General features: G+C 64.8%; 2 protein-coding genes. Both read right to left on the bottom strand.

The window, feature by feature from the left end; all coding sequences use genetic code 11:
• Positions 1 to 3: 3 nt before the first annotated feature.
• On the bottom strand, positions 4 to 1,698 hold the full coding sequence (locus L6639_RS04280; RefSeq protein ID WP_237859131.1) for a ShlB/FhaC/HecB family hemolysin secretion/activation protein: 1,695 nt from the start codon (positions 1,696 to 1,698) through the stop codon (positions 4 to 6).
• A gap of 7 nt (positions 1,699 to 1,705) precedes the next feature.
• Positions 1,706 to 26,212, bottom strand: a complete 24,507-nt coding sequence (locus L6639_RS04285; protein ID WP_237859133.1) for a leukotoxin LktA family filamentous adhesin — start codon at positions 26,210 to 26,212, stop codon at positions 1,706 to 1,708.
• Between the last annotated feature and the right edge of the window lie 24 nt (positions 26,213 to 26,236).

Here is a 26,236-nt window from a genome sequence, read left to right on the forward strand (position 1 = left end):
GCCTTACGACTTGCTCTTGTCTGCAACAGCCGCCACAGGCGTGGCGGTGTGCTGCTTCTCGAACATCAACAGCGGGCGAAAGATGACGCGGCCATACGCCTCGTAATGGCGCTGGGTCGAGACCGCATTCTTCAGCGGTGTCGCGTAATTGGCCTCGAACGTCATGAACTGCGCATAGGTCCAGGAGAAGCCGACGCCGACGGAGGCCATTTCGGTGATGCCGGGGGCTGTCGAATACACCGCACCCCAGTCGGTGAAGATGTAGGTGTCAAATCCCCGCAGCCATTGCGACCAGTTGTAGTGCAGCTCGGCGTTGAAATAATAGCCGCTGTCGCCGGACGCCGCGTTGGACGGATAGCCGCGCACCGTCGTCGGACCACCGATTGTAAAAATCTGGTCGCCCGGCAGCAGCTTTTCCTGCGTGTACTGCCAGCTCGCCAGCACATTGGTGCTGAAATTGGGGGGACCGGCCGCGCTGGTCGCACTCAGCGAGCCGGTATAGGTGTTGAACGTGCGGTTGTTGCCGAGCACGTGGTCCTGCCATTCGATGTAGTTCACGGCGGGCGAGACCGTGATCGAATAGGTGTTGCCGGAATTGGTCACGGAGACGCCGGCCGTGGCCTTGTCATAATGGTCGTCGGTCACCGCAACCGTCGAGAAGCGGCTCACCGTCTTGCCCTCGGTCTCGGCGGCGTTGAGCAGCACCAGCCAGTTCTGCGTCGCCCAGACCGGTTGGCTGAAATTCACCGCGGCCTGGCTCGACCGCCCGGTGACGTCGAGCGCAACGAACGGCCCCTCGATGATCTTGATCTTGCCTTCGGTATAGCTGACGCCGACGCGTCCGCCCCAGGGATTGACCGGCACGCTGTAGGCGACATTGCCGTTGAGGTTGCCGTCGGAGCGGACGCCGTAGAAGGTCAGGCGGTCGTCGACGCCGAACAGGCCGTGGCGCTTGTAGAAAGTGCCGCCCTCCCAGCGCCCGGTGTTTTCGGAGCCCTGGTTGTCGACGAAGAGCTGCCAGGTGTCGACCGGCGGCTCGATCACCGCGAACTGGAGATCGGTCAGGCCGAAGCTCGTGCCGGGCTGGAGCAGCGCCTTGATCTGCACGTCGTTGGTCCGGTTGAACCAGGTCACGTCGCGATTGAGCTTGGGAACGTCGAGGACCTCGCCTTCCGGCTCCTGCACCCGCTGGAGGATATAGTCGGTCCGGGTCTGCTGGTTGCCCTCGACGGTGGTCTTCTGCAGCCGGCCTTCGGTTAGCTTGATCTTGACCGTCCCGTCCTTGGGATCCTGATCCGGCAGCGTCGCGATGCCGGTGACGATCCCACGCTCCGTATAGATCGCGTTGATGTCCGCGACGATCTGCAACAGCGTCGCGATATCGACATTCTTGCCGACATATTTCTTGGCGATCTCATCGAGCTCGGCCTGCGTGATGAACTTGGACGGGTCGAACTCGAGCTTGCGCAGGCGGAATTTCGGGCCGCCCGGCTTCATCAGCGGGGACTTTTCCCTTTGGCCACCGACCACGGCGGGACCGTTCAGCTTGGGCGGCGCGCTCTGCTGTTCGAACTGGCGGCGTTGCCGGTCGACGTCGTTCTGAATGGCGCCGGGATTGATCGAGGGCACCTGCGCGCGCGCGGCGACGATGCTCGACGCCGCAAGCCCGATCCCCAGTGCCGCCCCCAGAATCCGCATCCCAGACCTACCACGCCTCCGCAAGACGGCTTGTCGCCGGCTTCGTCACGACACCAGCTGCGGCATCTTTCCAGCCTGGGCGCCCCGTGCGCTGCCCGTGGCGGCGCAGCTTGCGCATGTCGCTGAGCCCCTCGATGTTCACTGCAGGACCGGACCCGATGGTCTCGACCGGACGCGGCGACAGCAATGCGTCGAGCCGCGCATGGCCGGAGAGACCGAGCTGGTAGAACGTCCCCACGCTCTTCTGCGCCAACCAGGTGTCGATGCTCTCATAGCCCTCGCCGTCGACCGCAATGTTCCGCATCATGCTGGCGCCGGTGTAGTCGGTGCAGCAGGTGTGGGTTGCCCCATAATTGGTAACCGTCGCCGACATGTCGCCGCTGTAGAACACCACATAGGCGTTGCTGACATTGGCGTTTGCGACCTGGCTCATCGTGAAGACGCCGCCCGGCTGGTAGAGCTGCAGCGAGGGCCAGTTGGTCGGCGCCGGCGACCGGTTGTTCAGCAGCACCTGCTCGGTCGCCGTGATGAGAATGAGCTGACCCGGCACATAGCCGTTCAGGATCGACACCGCGCGCGCATCGGTCAGGAAGTTGGCATCCACCACCTTGAACTGATTGATCATGATGCTGTCCGGATCGAGCGAGATGTTGGCCGATGTCGCCGTCCCGCCGTTGTAGCCGGTCACGTTCATGATCAGCGGAATGGGCGGCGTCGAGCGGATCTGCTCGCCCTTGACGTTGATGGTGTTGGCGGCGAGGTCGAGTTCCCTCACCACGCTGACGAAGCCGATCGTCAGGTCGCCGCGCGAGGACAGCTTGATCGTGCTGCCCCTGATACGGTCGAGCGCGATCGGGCCGGCTGTGTCGAAATGCGTATCGCCGTTGGCGCTGATCGATCCGCCGCGAAGCGCGCCGGTGTCGGACGTGAGGTTGATGTCGCCGGCATCGCCCGGGATTCCGGTGGTGGTGAGCTGGTTAAAGACGATGTCGGTCACGGCGTGCAGCGTCTGCGTGCCGCCGCTGACGGCCGTTCCGAGATTGATGCCGCCTGATGTCGCGCTGATACCGAGCGAGCCGCCGACGTTGAGGTTGTCCCAGCGGACCACCGTGCCGCGCAGGATCGCATCGCCTGTGGTCGTCGTGAGATTGTGCCCGGTGTTGGACAATGCCGCGATCAGCGTTGCCGAGCCATGGGCTGCCACGGAGCCTTGCGTCACGCCGCCCGACGTCACTGTCTGCGCCAGGATGAAGCCGTGGTCGGCGGTGACGTTGATGTTGCCGCCGTCGCCGGTGATGCCGGTGGCCGTCAGTGCGTTGAACGTCACGGCGTCATGGGCGTGGATGGTCTGCGTCCCGCCGCTCTGAGCGGTCTGGACGGCGATGCTGCCCTGGCTCGCTGTCGCACCGAGCGTCGTGCCGACGTTGAGACCGTTCCAGTTGATCGGACCGCCTGCGGTCAGCAGGCCCGAGCCGGTCGTTGCCGCAAGCGTATTGCCTGTGATGGTCGTACCGGCAACGAGCGCCGCCGAGCCATGGGCCGTGACCGAGCCCTGCGTCGTCACGCCGCCCGACGTCACCGTCTGCGCCAGGATGAAGCCCTGGTCGGCGGTGACGTTGATGTTGCCCACGTCGCCGGTGATGCCGGTCGCGGTCAGGCTATTGAAGGTGACATCCCGCCTCGCATGAATCGTCTGCGCACCGCCGCTGCTGGCGGACGCCAGCGTGATGCTGTCGGCCGTCGAGGTCACACCCAGCGTCGTTGCGGTCGTGAGCGAGGTCCAATCGACTAGGCCACCGCCGGTGATCGAGGCCGACCCAGTGGTGGCCGTCAGCACCCTGCCCGTGTTGGTCGTCCCTGATGTCAACGAAGCCGAGCCGTTGGCCACGACCGAGCCTAGCGTTGCCGTCCCGTTCGCAGGCACCGTCTGCGCCAGCACGAAGCCGTTGCTGGCGACGACCGTGATGTTGCCGGCATCGCCGGTGATGCCGGTCGCGGTCAGGCTATTGAAGGTGACGTTCTGGTTGGCCCGGATCGACTGCGAGCCGCCGCTGCTCGCTGACGCCAGCGTGATGCTGTCGGCCGTCGAGGTCACACCCAGCGTCGTTGCGGCCGTGAGCGAGGTCCAATCGACCAGGCCACCGCCGGTGATCGAGGCCGACCCAGTGGTGGCCGTCAGCACCCTGCCCGTGTTGGTCGTGCCTGCGGTCAACGAGGCCGAGCCGTTGGCCACGACCGAACCTAGCGTCGCCGTCCCGTTCGCAGGCACCGTCTGCGCCAGCACGAAGCCGTTGCTGGCGACGACCGTGATGTTGCCGGCATCGCCGGTGATACCCGTCGCGGTCAGGCTATTGAAGGTGACGTTCTGGTTGGCCCGGATCGACTGCGAGCCGCCGCTGCTCGCTGACGCCAGCGTGATGCTGTCGGTCGTCGAGGTGACGCCGAGCCCAGCCGCCGCATCGAGCGTTCCGCCGTTCACGGCGGCGTAGGCGGTCAGCCCGATGGCTCCAGCCGTGGTGCCAAGCTGCGTGAAGCGAAGGGCGCCGGCGCTGTCGACCGTCATGTAGCCACGGCTCGTCGCGGTCCCAATGACGACGTCGCCGGTATGCGTCAGCGTTTTGGCGGTGATGGTACCGCTCGCGCCGATGGCCGTGCCCGCCAGGACGTTGTCGAGCGTCAGCTTGCCGCTCGAGACGATATCGACCGACCCGTGGATTGCCGACAGCTCGACCGCATCGAGATCGGCGACCGAGCTCAGATAGATGCCTGCAGTAGAGGCGGTCGCCGTCAGCAGCGACGCATTGGCGCTGAGCCTCTGGCTCGAGGTGCCCACGCTGTTTGCGGCGAGCGACGCTTCGGCGTTCGCCGCCGTCGCCGTGAGGTTGGTGTGACCATCGCCGTTCGCCGTGATGGTGCCGCCGGTGCTGTTGACCGTGATGACGGTCGCGGTCGAGGACGGGCTGGCGGTCGAGATCAGCTCGCCGAGCACGATGTCGCCGGGCGCGGTCAGGCTGATCGATTGTCCTGTCAGGATCGAGGCATTCGCACTCATCGTGATCGATCCGCCGACCGCGGTCGAACCGGTCAGGCACGGTCCAGAGCAGACCGTGACCGATCCCTGCGACGAACCCGCGGCGCCGCTGAACGAGATGCCGGCATCGCTGATCAGTGTCAGTCCGTTCGCGGCTGTCAGGTTGCCGACGTTGAGCGACACCGGATTCTGTGTCGCCAGCGTCGGGCTATAGAAGAAGCCGGATCCGGCGATCGTACCGCTCAACAGGCCGGTGGCGCCGACCTGAACCGTGAACGGTGTGTTCTGTGTTCCGACATCGCCCGACGCGTTGAGGATGATGTTGCTGGCGGCCATCGTGACACCCGCCAGATAGCTGTCGATATTGCCGTTGGTCGCGGTGAGCGAGACGGTGTTCGTGGCAAACACCTTGCCGAAGATGGCGTCGCCACCGGTTGCAGTCAGATAGGCGTCGGTGCCGGCCTGCGCCGAGACCAGCTTGCCGTTGATCTGATAGGTGAACGCGTTGGCGGCCGAACCGATCGCGTTCGTGGCGGCCATCGTCAGGTTGCCGATCGCACCGTTGACCGGATTGATCACCACCTGGTTGGCATACAGCGCCGCGCCGGAGGAATTGGTCGCCGCCAGAATGCTCTGCGGCGCCAGCAGGGTGACATCGCCGCCGGCCGTGATCTGACCGACCGTCAGGCTCGCGACCGGATGTCCCTCACTCGCGGCCGCTTGGACGTACAGCGCTGTACCCGCCGTCGCGTTGAAGGTGCCGCTGGCGTTGACGTAGAGCGGCGCCGTCTGCGCCAGCTCGACGGAGTTCAGATCGTTGACCGTGACGCCGCTCGGCAGGTTGCCGAGCGTCAGGCCGCTGAGCGTGTTTCCGTTGACGGTGACGCCGGCCGGAAGATGAGCGAGGTCGATCCCGGCCAGAACCTGGTTGCTGACCGTCGCGCTGAACGTGATCGAACCCGGCGTGGTCGCAACCGACAGCGCGGCCTGCTGTGTCGTCGTGATCGTGCCGTCCTTCAGATCGGTCAGGCCGATCGAGACGCTGGGCGCCGTGCTGCCGACGCTGTTGCCGGCATTCAGCGTGACGTTACGGCCGACAACGCTGGCCGTGACATTGGTGCCCACGGTCCCTGCCGAGGGCAGCAACGCGGCATTGCTCAGCGTGGAGACGATCTGTCCCGTCGAGTAGACCGAGTTGGCCACCAGGCTGAGGATGCCGGTGCTCACCTGCGGCGTGCCGTTGACCGTGAGGGCCTGGTACTGCGAATTGCCGTAGGCCTGGATCGTCGTCACGTTCGCCTGGTACTGTGTGCTGGCGTAGTTCTGGATGGTCTGGACGAGGCCCTGATACTGGGTGTTGCCGTAGGTGCTGATCGACGTTGCGTAGGACTGGTACTGGGTCGCGGCGTAACCCTGGATCGAAGCCAGATCGCTCACATAGGACTGCGCTGCGAAGGCCTGCACCTGCGCATTGGTCGGATTATATCCGAGGAAGGCTGCAGCGGCGGCCGCAACGTTGGTGATGCCGGCCGAGGTCAGCGTCAGCGTGCCGTTCTGGATCGTGCTGTTACCCGCCCCGACGATCGCCTGGAACACCTGATAGGACTGATTCAGGATCGACGAGGTCGACGCCGGGTTCGAGTAGTAGCTTTGCAGCGCCGCCGAATTCAGCGTCAGCGTTCCGTTCTGCACGGTGCCCTGCCCGAGCATCGCGGTGAAGCTGTTGTAGTCCGCGGTCGATATCGTGCCAAAGCCGTTGCCGAATGGATTGTTGACGTTCGTGCCCGAGTGCGCCTGCTGCGCCCAGTCGGCCAGAACCGCATTGGTGATCGGCGCCGGCGCGGAGCAATTATTGTACTGGCAAGTCCCGCTGAAATCGAAGCTGGTGCGGTATGTGCCGCTCGGCAGGTCAACCACGATATTGAGGTTGTTCGCGGCGTAGTTCAGCACCTCCTGCTGCAACGGCTGGTACTGACCGTTGGCGTAGGACGAGAACGTGCTGCCGTAGCTCTGATACTGCGAATTGGCGTAGGTCTTGATGGTGGTCGCGAAGCCCTGGTACTGGCTGTTGGCATAGGCCTGAACCTGTGCCGCCGTCGGAGCCGTCGTGCCCAGGTGCAGCGCCGCAGCCGTCGCCGCCGAGAATTGCGCGATGCCCGCGGCGGACAGCGTCAGCACGCCGTTGACGACCTCACCATTGGCGCTCGCGGTCAGCCCCTGGAACGTCAGGTAGTTCGCGGCCGTCAGCGCCGCCGCAGCATAATAGGACACGCCGGGATCGCTGAGAACGAAGCTCGGGGTCGAGACCCCGTTCACCGTCGTGGTCTGGACCGAGCCGCTCGCCAGAAGCTGCTGCAAGGGATTGCTGCCCAGCGCCGTCGACGCATTGGCCAGGATGCCGGCGGTGTTGAACTGGAACAGCCCGGACGCCGCGCTGCCGCCGGTCGCCAACGTCTGAAGATTCTGCAAAACGGCCGCCGAGCTGAGCACGAACTGTCCGCCTTGCAGCGAGCCCGTGCTCAGGAGCGAGCTGAAGGCGGTCGCGAGCGGCGCGGAAAGCACCTGCGCGGACACCGGCGCGAGACCGGCCGCATTCAGCGTCAGCACGCCATTGGCGACCGTGCCGTTGGCGGTGAGCGTCTGATAGTTCTGCAGGTCAGTGCCGAACAGCGCCTGACTGGCATATTGCGCAACCTGGGCATCGGTGGCGGAGGTCTGCCCCGGAGCCAGGATCGGGCCCGAACAGCCGCCAAAGCCACTGCAGCCCTGCTGATCATGTTGCTGCAGGTAAACGAAGACCTTGTGGGCCAGATCCGTGTACTGTCCCTGGGCGCCGGAGCTGATCGACTGTGCGTACGACTGGTAGATCGGGTTGGCGCTGCTGAACAGCGAGTTCTGGTACTGCTGGTTGGCGTAGGTCTGCACCTGCAGCGCCGTCGGGTTGGCGATGCCCAGCGCCGCCGCGGCAATCGGCGTGTAGGCCGACAGGCCGCTGCTCGACAGCGTGAACACGCCGTTGACGACCGAGCCGTTGGTCATCAACTGCTGGAACGAATTATAGGCGGCGGTCACGCCGGCCTGCGCGTTGGCGAACACGCCCGCGTTGCTGAAGACGAAGTTACCGCTCTGCAACGAGCCGTTGGAGGTGAGATTGACGTAGGACTGGTAGTTCGGCGTCAGCTGGGCCTGCGCCATGCCGTTCAAGCCAGCCGGCGACAGGGAGAGCACACCGTTCGACAACGTGCCGGAGGCCAGCAGCGCGGTGTACGCACTGAAGTTGGTGGCGCTCAGTCCGGTCTGGGCATAGGACGCGACGTTGTTGAGCACGAAGGTGCCGTTCTGAATCTGCCCGAGCGCCATCAGGCTCGCAAACGTCGTCCTATCAGCGGTAGGGAGCAGGAACGCAAAGGTCTGCAGGAACTGCATCGCATTGGCGGCGGTGTATGTCGCCGTCGATCCGAGCAGATCGGTGATCGCGATCGGGTTGTTGGGGTTGTACTGATTGTATTGCGCCAGCAATTCGGCGGCGAAGTTCCGGTACGCCGTGCTTGCCGCGGTCGAGATCGACGTCAGGTAGCCCTGATACTGCACGTTGGCCGCGCCGTTGATGTTCGCCGCATAGGACTGGTACAGCGCATTGGCATAGGCCTGCACCTGCGCGTCGGTCGGGTTCGGATTTTGTGTCGTCGCTGCCGCCTGACGGAAGGCTGCGATGCCCGCGGCCGTCAGCGTCCAGACCCCGTTCACCAGAGAGCCGTTGGTGTAGAGCGTCTGGAAGTTCTGGTAGTCCTGCGTCAGCGCCGTCTGGGCCAGCGAGGAGACGCCGTTGGTCGTGAGCTGGAACGTGCCGCCGCTCAAGCTGCCGTTGCTGAGCAGGTTGGCGAACTGGGCGTAGTTGGTGCTCGACAGCGCGCTCTTTGCGTAGCTCAGGATGCCGCTGTTGGTCAGCACGAAGGTGCCGTTCTGCAGCGAGCCGCTGGCGCTCAGCAGCGAGAACGCGACCGCAGGCGTGGCATTGAACGTCGTGGCCGTCTGCAGCGGCTGGTACAGGCCGGTGGCGTAGGTCTGGATGGTCCCCGCATAACCCTGATATTGGCCGTTGGCGTAAGTCTGGATGGTCTGCGCAAAGGTCTGGTACTTGGCGCCGGCGTAGATCTGGATCGTCTGCGCATAGCCCTGGTACTGGCCATTGGCGTAGGTCTGGATGCTCTGCGCGTAAGCCTGGTACTGCGCATTGGCATAGGCCTGAACCTGCGCCTGTGACGGCGAGGTAACATGCAGCGCCGCGGCTGCGGCGGCGGTGAAGAAGGTGACGCCGGCCGGGGTCAGCGTGAGCACGCCATTGCTGACGGATCCGTTGGCGGCCGAGGAAAGGTTCTGGAACGCGGTGTAGCCGGCGGACGCCGATCCGAGCGCGGCCGAGGCGTAAGCGGACAGGCCCGCCGAGGTCAGCACGAGGGTGTTGCCGCTGACCGTGGCGTTGGTGTTCGAGGTCAGCGCCTGGAAGGCGGTGTAGGCCGTCGACCCGAGCGCCGCCGAGGCGTTCGCCGCAACGCCGGCCGCGGTCAAGGTCAGAACGCCGGCGATGCTGACGGTCGAGCCGTTCGCGGTCAGCGCCTGGAACGTCGTGTAATTGGCGGAGCCCGATCCGAGCGCGGACGACGCATAATACGCAACGCCGGCTGCCGTCAGCGTGAGAACGCCATTGCTGACCGAGCTGTTCTGCGCGGACGTCAGGGTCTGGAACAGGCCGTATTGCGTCGACGTCAGCCCGGCGGACGCGTAGTTGGCGACGGCGGCGTCGCCGATCGCGCCGGTGCCCAGCGTGAACACGCCATTGACGACGCTGCCATAGGTGTTGAGCGTCAGTAGTGCCGACGAATTCGCCGCATAGTTTGCGACCTGCGAATTGGTCTTCCAGTTCGACCCGTAGGCTTGTCCGAACACGGTGGCGATCGGCAGGTACAGCGTCGGCGCGTAGGCCTGAATAGTGGTCTTCAAGCCCTGATAGGCCGTGTTGGCGTAAGTCTGCGTCGTCTGCGCATAGCCCTGGTATTGGCCATTGGCGTAGGCCCGGATGTTCTGCGCATAGGCCTGGTATTGCGCATTGGCATAAGCCTGCACTTGCCCTGCCGTCGGCGAGGCAACATTGAGCGCCGCGGCCGCGGCTGCGGTGAAGAAGGCGATGCCAGTCGCGTTCAGCGTGAGCACGCCGCCGCTGACGGATCCGTTCGTGGCCGAGGTCAGGTTCTGGAACGCGGTGTAGCCCGGAGACGCAGCTCCGAGTGCGGACGAGGCATAGGCGGAGAGGCCCGCCGCGGTCAGCACGAGGGTGTTGCCGCTGAACGTGGCGTTGCCGCTCGAGGTCAGTGTCCGGAACGCGGTGTAAGCCGTCGATCCCAGCGCCGCCGAGGCGTTCGCGGCAACGCCGGCCGCGGTCAAGGTCAGAACGCCGGCAGTGCCGAGGGTCGCACCGTTCGAGGTCAACGTCTGGAACGTCACATAGTCCGCAGCCGACAGGGCCGTCGGCGCATAGGTCGCGATCGACGCGAGGTCGCTCGCCAGCACGTAAGTGCCCTGCGCATTGGCGTAGCTCTGGATCGCCGTTGCAAAGGCCTGGTACTGGCTGTTGGCGTAGCTCTGGATCTGCGCCGATGTCGGGTTGGCGATGCCGAGTGCGGTGGCCGCCGCCGCCCTGAACTGGCTGATGCCGTTCGCCGTCAGGGTCAGGGTGCCGTCCGATCCGATCGTGGCATTGGCTGCGGCTGTGAGGCTCTGGAACGTGGCGTAATCGGTCGAGCTCAGCACACCGACGGCCAGATGCGCGATTCCGGACGCGTTCAGCGGCGCCGAACCGGCCTGGATCGTGCCATGCTGCAGCAGCACGCTATAGGCCACGAGATCGCGGTTCACCGTATTGGAGAACGCAATCACGCTCGCAAGCGCGGTATCGTTGGCACCATCGAGCGCAGTCAGGTGCAAGGCCGAGGAGACCGCCGCGACCTGCGCCGATGTCAGCGTTTGCGACGCGGTCTGCCCGCTCGCGTCGCGGATCGTGCCATAGGGCACGTTCAGCAGCACGTCGCCGCTCGCCGACGCGATCAGGCCGACCCTGAGATCGCTGGAATAGGCCGAGGACGCTGCCGTCTGGGTCAGGCCGATGTCGCCATGGGCGACGACGTTGACGATGCCGCCGCTATACGAGCCGTCGGCCTGCTGCGACGCGTTGGCGCTGATCGAGAGCGGATTGCTGGTCGAACCGACGGCACCGAGCGTGCTGATCAACGAGATGTTGCGGCCGGTGACCTGCGCATTAGCCCCCGCGATCAGATCGCCCGTCGCGGTGATGTCGACGTCGCCGAAGCCGGTGTTGCTGTTGCCCGACGACACCTGCCCGAGCGTCGCGCCCGAACCAAGGTTCAGGTAGACGCCGCCGACGCCCGCCTGCGCCGACAGGGCACCCGGTGCCGATCCGGTATTGGACAACGTCGCGTTGATCGGGGCCGCCTTCGAACCAATGGCTCCCGAGGCAGTGAAGCTAGCGCTCTGCGTCAGGATCGAGCCGGTCGAGGTCTGCGAGATGCTGCCGCCGGTCGTCGTGTTGAAGAGCTGCTGCTGCGAGGACGAGCTCACCGACAGCGCGCCGTTCGGATTGACGATGCCGCCGGTGAAAATCACGTTGCCGTTCGAGGCGATGTTCACCGTGCCGCTGGCGTTGCCGCCGAAATTGATCCCGAACCGGTTGTCCGCCTTCACCGACGAGGTGAGGGTCAGCGTGCCCTGGTCCGCCAGATTGTAGTTCCAGTCGGCGTAGTTGCTACCGTTCTGATAGAAGAAATAGCTGCAGGTGTGCCCGTCACAATTGCCATATTGGACGTTGGTCTGGGCGTAATGATCCACCCTCCCGGTGATGGTCTCCTGGAATACCGGCAAGCTCGTGGAATTGCCCGTCGTGATCTGTCCCTGCGGGGTCGATGACAGCGTGCCGTTCGCCGCGACGTATGACCACGGCTGATTGACGTCGCCGGTGAATTCCCAGTCCGAGTAGGCCCCGATGACGTTCGTGACCACGTGGGTGATCGGATCGGTGGTCAGAGTGCCACGACGGATCGAGGCCTGTTGCATCCACTGGAAGCGCAGCCCCGAAACCGGATCGTAATATCCGTCCGATCCAGAGGTCGTGGAGCAGTTATTGGCCGCAGTACAGCCGGCACTGGTGACGGGTGGCGCGCCGTTCGCGGTCTTGTAGAGGTTGATGGCGTTGGTCGCCGGCGAATAGACGTAGGTCGAAGTGTTGTTGCCGGACGTGATATTGCGATCGACCAGGGTCACGGTGCTGGTCAACGCTGCGGCCGCAGCCGTGTTGCCGGTGTTGACGCCCTTGACCACGAGGTCGAGGCCGGTCTGGTTGTTGATGCTGACGCTGCCGTAGCCGCCGTTGACGTGAATGTTGCCGAGCTGGTTGGTGCTGATGATCTTGCCGTCGAGCAGCACGCTGCCGCCGCCAGACGACGCGTTGATGTTGGCGACGGTGATTTGGTTGGTTGCGGCATTGTAGGTCGCCAGCGGGGCGCCGAACTGATCTGTGACCAGCGTCATCAGCGCGTTGACGGTCGGATTGGTCAGGATGGCCTGCTGATAATTGTACTCGAACACGGAAATGGATCCGCCCGAGACGCTCGTGTTCGTCACCGTCGTCGCGCAGCCGGTTTGGAAGAACATGCAGCCGAACGAGTTGTCGTTGCCGACGGCCGTCGTCGTCGTGGTGACGACCGCGGGCGCGGACAGGCTCGAGTCCAGGTTGATGCTGTAATTGGTCTGGCGTCCGGCCGTGATCCTGCCGTTGACGTCGATGATGCTGGCCTTGATTGCGACCTGGGAGCCGTAGATCTGGAAGCTCGCGAGGCTGCCGCTCAGGTTCGCCTGCGCATATTGCTGGGAGACGCTCAGGCTCGCATCGGTCGACTTGGTCAGCGGCTGGAAGTACGTGATGTACGGCTGCATCGCGTCGGAGTTGTTAACGTTGAAATCGTAATTCTGCGACTGGCTGACGGCCCCGTTCCAATTGGACGTGTACCGGTCGTGGAACTGGATGCAATTACCATTGCCGGAATACATGATGCAGTTGCCGAACAGGATCATGCTGATATTGCCCGGCGGGTGGTCGCCGACTTCGCCGTAGAGGTCCCTGTTCAGCGCGGCAGCGCTAGTGGCGTCCGGATACAACGTATTTGCCAAAACCGCGGCTGCGATGTTGCCGACCGGCGCGCCGCTCGCGGGGTTGCCACCCGGGAACACCATGAAGCTCGACCATTCCGAGAATGGCGAGCCGCCAGCGATATACATGCCCGAATCATCATTCGCCGAGACCGCAACCGCGCCGTTCGGCACGGTGATCTGGACCTGCTGGCCGGTCAGATTGGCCGACAGTCCGTAGGATCCGAGCGTGTTGTTCACGGTGACGAGGCCGTTGACGTTGGTGACGTCGCCGAGGATCAGCAGCGTCGGACCGTTGACGCTTAGATCGTAGTTTGGCGGATTGTACGAGTTGTTGATCGCGATCGTGGCGATCCCGCTGGTGTTCGCGTTGGCGTGAAGCGTCGCCGTCGATCCGCTCGCGAAGCCGCTCGCCGCGCCCGTGAAGAAGATGTCGCCCGCCGCAGCGATGCCGATATAGGCGCCTGTGAGAATCAGATTAGCGTCGCTCTGGTTGTTCACCGAGATCGTCGGCGCGCCCCTGGCGGTGACGGTGCCACTGCCGGTGATGTGGTCGGCGTTCAGGGTGACGGTGCCACCCGAAGCAAACAGCTGACCCAGTGCGAACGCGTTCCCCGACGTGCTCAGCCCGGCGAGCAGGGTGTGGCGGACCTCCTGGTCGAAATGGCTGTTGATCAGCGTGGTGCCGTCGAAGGCATTGGTGTAGCTGAAGCTGAACGGCGCGCCGCCAGGCGCCACGCTGAGACAGCTGGCGCTGTAGTCGCAGGAAATGGTGATCAGCAGAGAGTTGTAGATCCCGGCCGTCAGCGCACCGCTGACCGTCAGCTCGGCATGGGCGTTGTTGCTGGGGTCGCTGTGGCCGTCGCTGGCAGGAATGAATCCGAGCTCGTAGCCGTGGCCGCTGCCGGTCGCGGTCGCGTTCACCACGCCGGCATAGCCGCCGGCGATGATGTTCTGGCCGCTGTTGACCGATGCGCCGGCCGCGATCGTGACGCTGGTGTTGTTGGTGAGCGTCGAGGACGCGCGCGCGTCCGGCACCGCGATGAGTCCCCTCGCGAAGCTGATCGCAGACGCGTCATCCTGCATGGTGGTCGGGCTCGACCCGTCGGGGCTCCGACCGGCTGTGAGATCGATGTTGTCGAACGCCGTCAGCACCGACGAGCCGACCACGATGTTCTGGTTGGTGGTGATGTCAGTGTTGGCGAAGGCCGCGGCGGCGACGAACGCGACGCCATAGGTGTTGGCGTTGGACGAGGTGTTGGCCGACGACATGGTGTAGGTGCCGGCTCCGATCGTGCCGAACGAAGTGATCCATACCTGGTCGGCCGTGGCCGCAGACGGCGACGTCAGCGCGCCGGCATCGAACGCCGCCGCCGAGCCGATATTGATGTTATTGTCGACATTCGCGGACAGCGACGACGAGACGCCGGCACCTTCGATGCCGCCGCCGGTGACCAGGGTCACGCGGTCGGTGCCGGTGATCGTGCTGGTGGCGAGCATCCTCACATTGCCCGGGTTCAGCACCGTGTCGGTGCCCGCGGTGATGTGCGTGTTCTTGCCGATATTGACGGTCGCAACGCCCGCGAGCGTGATGGCGCTGGTGGCGCCGACGCCGTTGATGCCGCCACCGGCGCCCGCATTGGCGCTGGAACCGGTGCCGACCTCATTGAAGATGTTGTTGGCGGCGATGGTCAGGTCGGGGGCGCAATCCGAGACGTCGCAATGGCCGGGATTGGTGCCCCTCACCCCGATCGTATTGTTGATGCCGATCCCCGCCGTCACGACGGAATTGGCGCTGTGTGTCGAGGCCGCGCCGCTGGCCCCGAGGACCGCGGCCTGCGCCGAATCGGCGATCGTCGTGTAGTTGTCGGTGTGGGTGGCGAGGATCGCCAGCGAGGCGACCGAGATGAAGTTGTCGGAGCCGGAGGGTGCGGCGCCGCGGTTGCCGTTACCAATGCCGGCATTGACGGTCGAATTATCCGACGTGTTCGCCGAGGCGCCGTTTCCGGCAAAGGTGCCGCCGCTACCGGAAATCGCATGGGCATAATTGTTGTCGGCACCGATGGCTGAAATCTGCATCACGCCGGTGTTGGAGGCGTCCGTGTTGTCGCCGATCGTGGCGACGGTCGTGGTGCTCGAGGTCGCGTTCACCACCACCACGCCAACCGCCAGGATGCCGCCTGCCGCGATACCGGTGGCATTGGCGCTCTGGCCGGTCGTGTTCTGGGCGAGAACGGTCACGTTTCCGGAGGACAAAGTGACGTTGTCACCGATCGTGGCCGCGACGCTGGAGTTGTTGGAGGCGAGCGATGCCGTTGCCTGAACCCCGAGAAGAGCGCCGCCGGAGGCACCGATTGCGTTGGTATAGGCCGCGTTGCCACCGTTCTGGACTTTCTCGTAGGCGGCGACATTCACGTTACCCGTCAGCGCTGCACCACCAAGCACTTCCGACGTCACCGTGGAGCTGACGGTTGCGGTCGCAACCGAGGCACCGACCGCGGCTCCGCCGGCGACAACGCCCAGCGCATTCGCCTCCGCATCCGGCGTGTCGGTCGCATTCAGCGTCAGGCCGCTGCTGGCGCTGGTCGTGATGATGGCGTTGGATCCGACCCGTGTGGTGACGTGCGCAAGGTCGGTCGCAAAGGCGGTCGATCCGTTGCCGCTCAGGATGCCGCCAGAGACCGCGACCGAATAGGCCCAAAGCATGCCGGCGTTAGAGGCGTTCACGCCGAGCGAGGCGGCCGTGATCTGGGCACCATGCAGCACCTGGGCCGTCACCAGGCTGGTCTTCTGCGCCGTCGTAACCGATGCGCCGATTGCGGCGATGCCGACCGATGCGCCTTCGGTCTGGGCGCGCTGCGAGGAGGTGTCGCGGGCGCCGACATTGATGGCGGCGTTGGTTCCCGAGATCTGCCCGCCGATTTGCGCCGTGACCACATTGCCGATCTCACCCTCGGCAACGGCGGCATCGCCGCCGAAATAAAGCGCGCCACCACCGGCGATCGACTGAATGTCGATGGTGCGGCCGGGATGCGAGCCACTGCTCGCATCCTGGACCGTCGCCAGCACGTTGATGGTGGGCGCCACCGCGGTGACGGGATTGAGGCTGGCAAGGACATTGCTGCCGACGGTGGCAAAGCCGACCGCGGCACCGACGCCGGCATTCTTGCCGAAGCCGGCGCCGAGCAGGAACATCTGTGCGCTGGTCGCGCTGGTCGCTCCCACGTCGATTTCGTTGGCGATGACTGAGCCACCGTCGATCTGCGCGGTCACGCCGTCAGCACCGCCGTTCAGCGCCCCGCTGACATCGTATCTCGAACTGGCATGCGCGCCCGACGGAGAGCCGGCCGTGCCGCTCGCGACAGCATTGCCGCCCTGGTCGGAATTGGTTCCTGAATTGGTCGCATCGAGGGTGCCGCCGAGCTGTCCCATTTGCTGAGCGAACACGGCGCCATCGGCGAGATTAACGCCGACATTGATGACGCCGATCGTTGCGGCAAGTCCGGCCGACCCACCGATGCCGGCGGTCACCGCGTAGGACTGGACCTCTCGCGTGCTCTGGCCGACGACACTGACCGTGCCTGACGATTTCAGGGTGCTGCCACGTGCCTCCGCAACGGTCGAACTCTCGAAGGAGATGACGTTGGCCGCCGCGCCGACGCCGACCCCTGCCCCAGTCGCCGCGATCGACAGCGCGCCGGCGATCTCCATGATGTCGACGGTTTCGGTGCCGTTGATCGAAATCGCGCCGACCGTACCGCCGGTCGCTGTCTGCACATTGGTGTCGTAAAGTCCCGCGATCGTCGTGTTGTTGGCGATCTCGATATTCGCCATCCCGGCGATGGCGGCGGTGCCGCTCGAGACCGCCCCGCCGACCGAGTAGGCCTTGAAATTGTCCGTGGTCGACGCCGCAACGTCGAGGGTTCCGGTGCTGGCGAGCGTGATCGCGGTGGTATGCCCCGTCGTGCTGTCACCGCGATAGAAGAATTCGTCGCCGACATAGGCCTCGGTCTTGTTGGCGCTGACCTGGACCAGGAACGCGGCACCGATCGCCGCCTGGCTGCCATAGGCGCCGCTGCCATTGGCCGAAGCGATCCCCGTGCTGTCGGTGGCATGAACGGACAGCGACGTGGCGTTGAGCGCGCCGCCATCCACATAGGCCTCGGTGGTCGCCTTGAAGACGTTGAGCCCGACCGAACCGCTGTTGAAGCCGAGCGCGATCGAAGATGCGTCCTGCTCGGCATTAGCCTTGACGGTGACCGCGCCGACCGCGGGCGCGCCGCCAATCATGGTGCCGATCGTCGCATTGGTGATGGTGGCATACGTGCTCCGCGCCATCGTCGTGCTGACGATGGTCGCGCCGCCGCCGACGCCGCCGCCACCGGTGACCACCGCGACGCCGACGCCGAACGTGCCCGAATAGGAGAAGCTGCTGGCCGCGACGTCGATTTGCGGGAACGGTTGTGTCGCCGGCGACGAATTGGCGAGGCGCGTGTCGATGCTGGCTTTGTCGATATAAGCGTTCGTCGTGCCCTGCATCACGTTCACGATCGGGTTGATCATGATGGCGATGCTGCTTCCTGCGGCGAGACCTGCGACGTTGGCGACCACCGCCTGATGCGAGCTGGCGACGACGGCAAGGCCCTTCACCGATTCCTGCGTCTCGCTGAGATCGGGAATATTGTCGGTCGGCGCGCTGAAGCCGCCGATATTGAAGTCGTGCGTCAGCGTTCCGCTGTTGACCGACAGGGTATCCGACGAGCTGGTTCCGAGCGCATCGACCAAGGTGGTCTGGCCGCCGATGAACGCCGAGGTGCTGCCGTTGATCGAGTTGGTGACCATCGAGCCGCCGCCGCCGGCCGCGCCCTTCGAGATGGCGAAAGCGCCGGCGAACACGGCGACGCCATCGGTGTTGTTGGCGAGCACGCCGACATTGTTGCTCGCGAGCACATCGGCGCCGCCGGTGATGCTGGCGGTGACGTTGGTGCCCATCACATTGGTCGCGACCGATCCCGCAAGGCCGATCTGCGAGGACAAGGCCACGCCGACGGCGACCGTCGAGATCGTGGCGTTCGAGGTGGCACTGACCGTCGCGTCGCTGCCGGCGACGATCTTCGCACCGGTCACGCTGGCGTTGAGCTGGTTGCTGATCTCGCTGTAGACGATGGAAAGGCCGCCGGCGCTGCCCTGGGTAGAGGCTCCCGCAACCGCCGCCGTCGAGGTGATCGCGGAATTGTCGCGCGCCTGGACGGTCACATTGCCGGCGTTCACCACCGTATTGGTGGGGGTCGAGTTGCCGTCGCCAATCGCCGCCGAAACGTCGTTCCTGATGGTGCTGACGACGACGCCACCCTGCCCGGCGAACTGCCCGGTCGACAAGCCGAAGCCGACCGCAACGGACTGGATCTTCGAGGAATCTTCCGCCGCCACCAGCACGTTGCCGGTCGTCGCAGTCATCAGCGTCTGGGTGACGTAGGCCGAGTGCGTGGTGGAAATGGCATCGGCGACGATGGCGACGCCGACGTTGTTCTTGCCGGCCTCGACGATGCCGGCGACCGACATGATCGCAGCGCCCGGCCCCGCGCCGACGCCACCGTTGAGCGCGGCACCGCTGAAATCGACGCAAGCCTGCGAGCCGCTCGAGGTCGGGCAATTGTCATGCGCGGCCTGACCGTTATTCGTGCTCTCGACGAGGATGGCGAGCGCGCCATCGAGACTGGAGGAGTCGACGCTTTCCGCACTGACAGTGATGGTGCCGCCGGCCGACATCGTAATAGTGCTGCCGCTGATGTAGGCAGTGGTCGTCGGACTGATCACGTCGACCACGATGGCGCCGGCCAGGCCGTTCCCGCCCAGTCCGACCGAAGCCGCGCCGGCCGCAATCACGGCCGCCTCGTCGCCGATCACGGTCAGCGTATTGAAGCCGTTGACTTGCGAATTGGTGATGTGGGCATCGACGGCCTTACTCCCGCCGGGATCGCGAATTTCGGCATAAGTCAGCGCCAGCCCGACGCTGCCGCTGCTGTTACTGGAGCTGCCGGACACATACAGGGAGCCACCGCCGATCGCGATGTTGCTGGTCTGGTAGGCATTGACGTTGAGCGCGTTCGACGTTCCCGCCGCAACACCGGTCATGTTCGAATTGTCGATATAGGCCGTGGTGCTGTCGGAGATCAGGGCGACTGAGGCCGCGACCGAGGCCGCAATACCGGTGCGGGTCGCGGTCAGCCCGAGAGCGACAACGGTCTCCGAACCGCCGGTCAGCGCCGTGACGCTGGCGCTGGCTTCGTCGCCGAGCGTCGTGTTGGCGATGAAGGCGGTCGTTGAATTCTGTGACATCGCGACCGCGATGGTGCCGTCAACGGCGGCGCTCGGATTGCTGCCGCCGGCAAGATTGAGCGCGGCGGCGCCGGAACCGTTGTCCAGAATGGTGTAATTCAGCGCCTGAACCTGCACGAACGGCGCAGCGGCAGCCGCGTAGGGATTGCCCTGATTGATCGTGACGCCGGAAATAAAGGCCGTGGTGTCGATCGCGGTCTGCGAGACCGCCGAACTGCCGGCGATATCGATGCTGAAGCTCGGCGACTTGCCGGACTTGGAGGCAGCGGCCGCAGCGGCCCGGTTAAGTTGGCTGGCCACGGAAGTCCCGAACACGCCGGTTGATCCCGACAGGATCGACTTTGCCTTGGTCACGGAGCCCACTTGGGCAAACGGATCCGATTCCACCACGGCCACCGAAGCAACCGTCAGGCGGCCGGCAGTCGCCGCGAGCACTGTCAGCGCACTGCTGGTGATATTGCCGCCGTCAGCCGACATGGCGCCGCTGTCGTCGCCGCTGAACGTCCTGACGTCGCTGTGATTGTCGCCGATATAGGCGGCCGTGTCCGTGTTGGCCGTGAGGTACGCGACCGCGAGACCAACGCCGGAGGTGGTGCTGAGCTGGATCGCGCCGGCGAGCGACAGCACCGAGATGTTCTGGTAGGCCTCGACGTTGATCGTCGGCGCCGTGACCGTGGCACCCGAACTGATCGAGGCGTGGGTTTCGTTGTTGATGAAGCCGAGCGATGTCAGACCGTTGAGCGCGATGCTGCCCGACGACGACCCCGACGACGGCGCGATCGCAAACATCAGGTCGGTCGTGATGGCCGTGACGGCGATGTCCTTGGCGCTGAGCGTGACGCCGTTGGAAACGCCGGCGTTGGTATTGCTGGTCGAAATGATGAGGTTGAGCGAGCCGCCGGCGGCCACTCCGCCGGAATCCGCTCCCGGCAACAGCACCAACGGTCCGAACACGCCGCCGATATTGATCGAGTTGTTGGTCGCTGTCGCCGCTACGGTGATGTTGCTGGCAAAATTCGCCGTCAGGCCGTTCTGGCTGCCGTCGGCGACCTGCGTCGACCAGCTACCTGTCGTAGTCTTGTTCGACGTCAGGGTCGCGCCGCTCGCGATCCACGCCGTGGTGTTGTCGGTATTGCCGAAATAGGCGAATGAGCCGGAAACGCTGGCCGAGCTCCCGCCGCTCGCGGTCGCGTCGGCATAGGTGGTGACGATGTTGTTGACCACACCGAAATTCGCGTTGAGATGGCTGAGTGTCTCGTTCAGCCCGTCCCACTGGCCCCAGGTATTGGTGTTGGGCAATTGGGTATCGGCCGACACCGCGATCCGTGATGCGGTGATAATGACACCCTGACCAACATAGGCGTTCGAATTGTTGGTGTAGGTTCCATAGGCAACCGCCGCGGCGATGGTTGCCGCTTCGGGCTTGCTCGGATTGCTGACCGTGACCGAGGACGACGAATTGTTGCGGATCCGGTCGTCGACCAACCGGCTGACCACGCTGACGTCACCCGAGGAATAGATCGCCGGACCACTGCCGCCGCCGGTCGCGGTAATCTCGGCATTTGCCGACTGGTTGCTGGTGGCAAGGGACAGCGAGCCTGCGACCTTCAACGGAAACTCGATCGATACCAGCGGCGACATCAGCGCGCCGATAACGCCAGCCGACACCTTGCCAAGGCCAGCGACGCCAGAGACGATCCCGCCGACCAGGGCCGGCTGTCCTAGCGTCACCGAAGCACTGACCGCGTTCTTGCTGGTATCCGAAAACGCCGAGACCTGCACCGGGCCAGCCGCCGCCACGCCCAAGCTGCCGACGTTCGCGCCAAGAATCGCTGTTGCCACGCTGCTGACGTTACTGACCGCAACGACACCGCCGACGCCACCGGAACCGCTCGTCGGGTTGAAGGCGAACGCGGTCGCGCTGGTCGAGAACGAGTTGCCGTTCCGCGCGGTGACGCTGATGCCGCCGGCGCCGGCGCTGATATTAGCGCCACTGTTCACGACCGCCTGGGTCTGGATGTCGGCAAGGCCAACGGCTGCGGTCGTGACGAATTGCCCCGCCGTCGTGATAGTCAGCGCCGAGACATCCAGTATGGCATCGTTGGCCGCAGCAATCCTCAGCGATCCACCGGCGGCGACCGTTGCCTGGTCGGCGATGGTCACCGAGACATTCGCCTTGACGCTGCCGACCACGGCGGAGGCGCCGAACGGCGAAATCGCGCTAATGGCGATGACAGGGCCTGCCGCCGTCTCGGACCCCGTTGCCGTGATCGCGACGTTGCCGGATCCCGAGATATTGGCGTGTGAGTTGATCGCCACCGTTGCGTTCGATTCGCCGGCAACGTAACCGCCATTGACGCCGAGCCCGGCGAGCAAGATGCCGATCGTAGCCAGATACCCAAAGGCGTTGCTGGTGAAGTTTGACGACGCCGACGAGTTCGCGGCGATGGTCATGTTGCCGCCCGTGATCGTTGCCGCATCGACCGTAATGCTCGTGGTCGAACTTGCGAGGCCGGCGATGAGGCTCGTGCTCCAGGCCGCGGACAGCGTGACGTCGCCGTCGGTAAAAGTGCTGCCGCCGGAATTGATCGCCCTGGCCAGGATCTGGGCGCCGGTCGCAACCTTGATGATCGGCGCATCGAGTTCGATGCCCAGCGCGTTGTGTGTGGAATGAGACTGGGCATTCAGGAAGCGGGTGTCGATGATGCCCGACGCCGCGACGTCGACCTCCTTGTTCGCCGAAATCGTCAGCTTGGTCGCGTTGGCCGACGCGAGAATGAGCGCCGCGATCTGGCTGTTGCTGACGAATGCGTAGTTCGGCGTGTTGGGGTTGCTCGCCGCGATGACAATGTTGTCCTCGTTGAAGCCGAACCCGACCGTGACTGCATTGATGGACGCGCCGGTCACGACGTTCAGCGAGGCGCCCGACAGGGCGACCGCGATGCCGTTGCCCGCCGTGATGGATGCCGTCGATGCCAGCGTCAGGCCGTGGGTACCGGCCGACAGCGCGAAGGTGCCCGCGCTCATGGCGCCGACATAGTTGGTGATGACGTTGTTCGACAGGATGCCGCCGGTACCGTTGCTGCCCGACGTACTGTTGACCGTCAGATCCTCGTCGAAGGCGAAAATCACGGTGCCACCAGGGCCCGCCGAGAGCGTCGCTCCATTCGCAACCGTGATGAGGTTGGAACTGAGCAGAACCGTTCCGCCTTTGACGGTGCCGCCAACGCTGACAAGACCTGAACCGCTGCCGGCTGCGTTCAGGGTGACGGTGCCGGACGTGTAGCTGGTGCCGCTGTTGACCGCGAGCGCCGTCACCTTGCCCAGGGCGGCGACCGTAATCGACGGCGCAGTCAACAGCAGGTTCACCGAATTTCCGGTGGACACGTTGTTGCTCATCGGGGTGCCGTCAACGACGCCGGTGCCGTCGACCGCGATCGAGGACGAGGCCGACAGTTGCAGCGTGCCGATGCCGTGCATCGCGGTGACATAGCGGGCAACGGTCGTGTTGGAGATGAAGCCAGCCGCGGAATTGTTAGTCGACGTGCTCGCATCGCCGACGAACATGGCGGCTGCACTGGTCAGGTTGATCTGCCAGGCCGTCACTTGCAGCGGCGTTTGCGCGCTGATCTGCGCCCCGGTGCTGGAGGCGGCATTGATGTTGATGACGCCGGCACTCCCCGCGTTCAGGAGGACGGTGTTGCCGCTTACGGTGCTGTTGGCCGCGAAGGAAAGTGTCGGCGCAGAGAACGTCAGATTGCGGGAATTTCCACCAGCGATGACGGCGCCGCTGTCGATCGAGATCGAGGTGCTTGCGGAAAGCCTGAAGGAACTCGATCCACCGAGCGCGGCGAGGTAGCTCGCGATCTGGGCATTGGAGAGGAAGCCCGCGTTGCCGGCGTTCGTATCGCCGGACGGCCCGACATAGATCGCGCTCTGTCCGTCGTTGAACGTCACGACACCGCCGTTCAGGGTTCCGGCCCCAACCGTGATGTTGGACGAGGTCAGCGTGATGTCGCCGGCCGTATAGAACGTGCTGCTGGTATTGACGACATCCGAACGTATGGACGCGCCGGTGGCAATGCTGATGGTCGGCGCGGCAAGGACGATGTTCGCCGACACTCCATTGGTGACCCCTCCGCTCTGATGGCGGAGGTCGATAATGCCGCTGGCATCGACCGCGATCGACGATGCGCCTGAGATCTTGAACGTCCCGATCGAACCCGCGGCGAGATAATTCGCGATCGTGGAATTCGTCAGATTGACTGCGGCATCCGCACTGGGATCGCCGACAACGACGGCGGCGGCGCTGTTGGTGAGATTCAACGTGAGCGCGGACAAGTGCAGCGGGGTCACGGACGAAATCTGGGCGCCGCCGGTCCGGCTGGCGTCGATATTGAGGTCGCTGCCGGCCAGCAGAGACACGGCATTGCCGCTGACGCTGCTGCCGCCGGAGAGCGTGATCGACGGTGCGCTCAGCGCGACGTCCACATTGCCGCCTGTGATGGCGCCGGCCGAGCCGACGGCCAGCGAGACCGTCGAAGACAATGTCATCTTGCCGCTGCCGTTGAGCGCGGCGACGTACTGCTGCACGGTCGCGTTCGTCGCGGAATCGTTGACCGAGAATGCCGACTGCAGATTGTAGTTGACCACCGCCCCCGCGACTGGGTCGCCGCCGTAGACGCCCGGCGCCGAAAATGCTGCGCCCGCGGCGACCGAGATGCTCGGCGCCTGCAGCGTAATCGCTGCCGTACCCAACGGAACTGACGCGGCGATCGTGGCCTGCGGGCCGACATTGACGGTTGAACCGGCCCAGAGGTCGACATTGTCGCCGACAATCGCGCCGTTGGCCGCGACGACGCCGCTCGACGAGCTCGTCGCGTCGAACCTGACGTTGCCACCGACATAGGTCGTCGTGCTGTCGGCATTGACCGCACCGGCGAGAATTTGACTGCCCTGCGATGCGGTAATCGACGGGGCGTTCAACACGACGTTTTGCGAGTTCGCGGCGGCAAAACCATTGGAATCGCGAATGCGGGTGTCGATGACGGCCGTTGTGCCCAGCGTGACCGAGGCGCCGGCCCGGAGCGTGGTGACGCCGCCAGCCAGCGTACCTGCCAGCGAAACGGTGCCGGTCAGCACGCTGGTGGCATCAAGGGTGATGTCGCCGGTCGTGAAGGCCGAGTTGGAATCGTTGACCGCCTTGGTCAGGATCTGGCCGCCGTCCTGAACGATGATGGTCGGCGCCTTCAGCGTCACGCCGAGTGAGCTGGCGGTGGAAAGGCCGTTGCTGATCTCGCGGGTGTCGACGATACCGGTGGCGTCCACCGTGATGGAGGTTGCCGCACTCACGGTCAGGTCGCCCGCCCCGTTCATTGCGGCGGCGTACCTGGCAATCGTCGCATTCGAGATGAATCCCGATCCGGATCTGTTGCCCGAACCGGTGCCGTCGCCGACGAACGCGGTGGCAGTGCTGGTCAGCATCAGGTGTGCGGCGACGAATTGCAGCGCCGTGTTGCTCACCAGCTGGGCACCGCCGTTGGCGGCAGCGTTGACGTTGATGGTGCCGTTCGCGCCGGAATTCAGCAATACCGTATCACCGCGCACGTAACTGCCGGCCAGCAGGGTCAACGTCGGCGCGCTCAAGGTGACGTTGACGCCGCTGGCGCCGGCGTCGACCCGGCCATGCTGTTCGATCGTGATCGAATTGCTCGCCAGCAGCGTGAAGGTGCCGGTGCCGTTCAACGCCGCGATCGCGGCCGCGACCGTCGCGTTCGACATGTTGACATTGGCATCGCCAGCGCCGCCGATGACGATGTCGACGGGATCGAGGACCAGCGTGCCCTGCTTGCCGTTCGGCGCCGCCAGATTGATCTTCACCTTGTCGCCGACATCGAACTTGCCATCGGCGCTGAGGTCGACCACGCCGCCATTGCCCTTGACGGAGCTGGCATTGATCTTCGCGCCGCTCTTGACGGTGAGGTCGCCCTGGGTCTTCAGCGTGATGTTGCCGGCATCGCCGGTTCGGCTCGCCGTGACGAGCCTGGCGTCGCTGCCGACCTCGATGCCGTTGCCGGCGGTGACAGTGATGTTGCTCGGTGTCGTCGTCTTGCTGCGCGCCGTCAGGCGGCCATTGACCGTCGCCTTGTTGACGGCGCCGATATGGATCGAGCCGTTGCTGACGGTGATGGCGCTGGCGCTGTGCAGGCCCTTCGAATTGACCGAGGCTGCGAACTTCGCGGCATGATCGAGATTGGCGATGTCGCGCTGGCTGGCGCCGCCGACAAGAACGTTCTGCCCGGTCAGGCGAACGCCGTCGACGGCATTGATCCGGCCGTAGATCCTGACATTGCCGTCAGGCGAGACCGGGAACGAGCCCGCCATCAAATTGCCCACCGCCGTGCCGTTGATCGCTCCGCCCGGGCCGATCAGGCTGTCGGTGAACTCGCGCGTCGGCGTCGAGACGTTGAGGCTGCCGACATTCACCGTGCCGCTGCGGCCGACGACAAAGCCCTTGGGATCGGCGAAGTAGACGTTACCCCCGATCGCCCCGTTCATGTAGGAGTTCAGCGTGCCGTTGACATAGACAGGCGCGTCGCGGACGACGTTGACGAGGTTTTGCGTACCCCTAGGCAGCTGCAGATTGACGGTGTTGCCCTGCCCGACGTTGAACTGCGAGAACGAGTTGAAGGCGTTCGCACCCGCCACCGTCGAGGTCGTGACGTTGGTGACGCTGCCGGACGTGTGCAAGGCGGTCCCGGTGCGTCCGTCCGGGACGATGACGTTCGCCGTCTGCGCCTGGAGACGGACGCTGAACACCGGCAGGAAGACCATCTGCATCGCGCAAAGCAGCGACATCGAACGGAAGCGTGCAAGGCCTTGCAGCATCCGTTCGTTGTTGGCTCGCCTCGCAGACGGTCCGCGCATTTCAGATCCTCTTCATCGGCATTT

Source organism: Bradyrhizobium zhengyangense (genome assembly GCF_022012555.1).
Taxonomy (GTDB): domain Bacteria; phylum Pseudomonadota; class Alphaproteobacteria; order Rhizobiales; family Xanthobacteraceae; genus Bradyrhizobium; species Bradyrhizobium zhengyangense.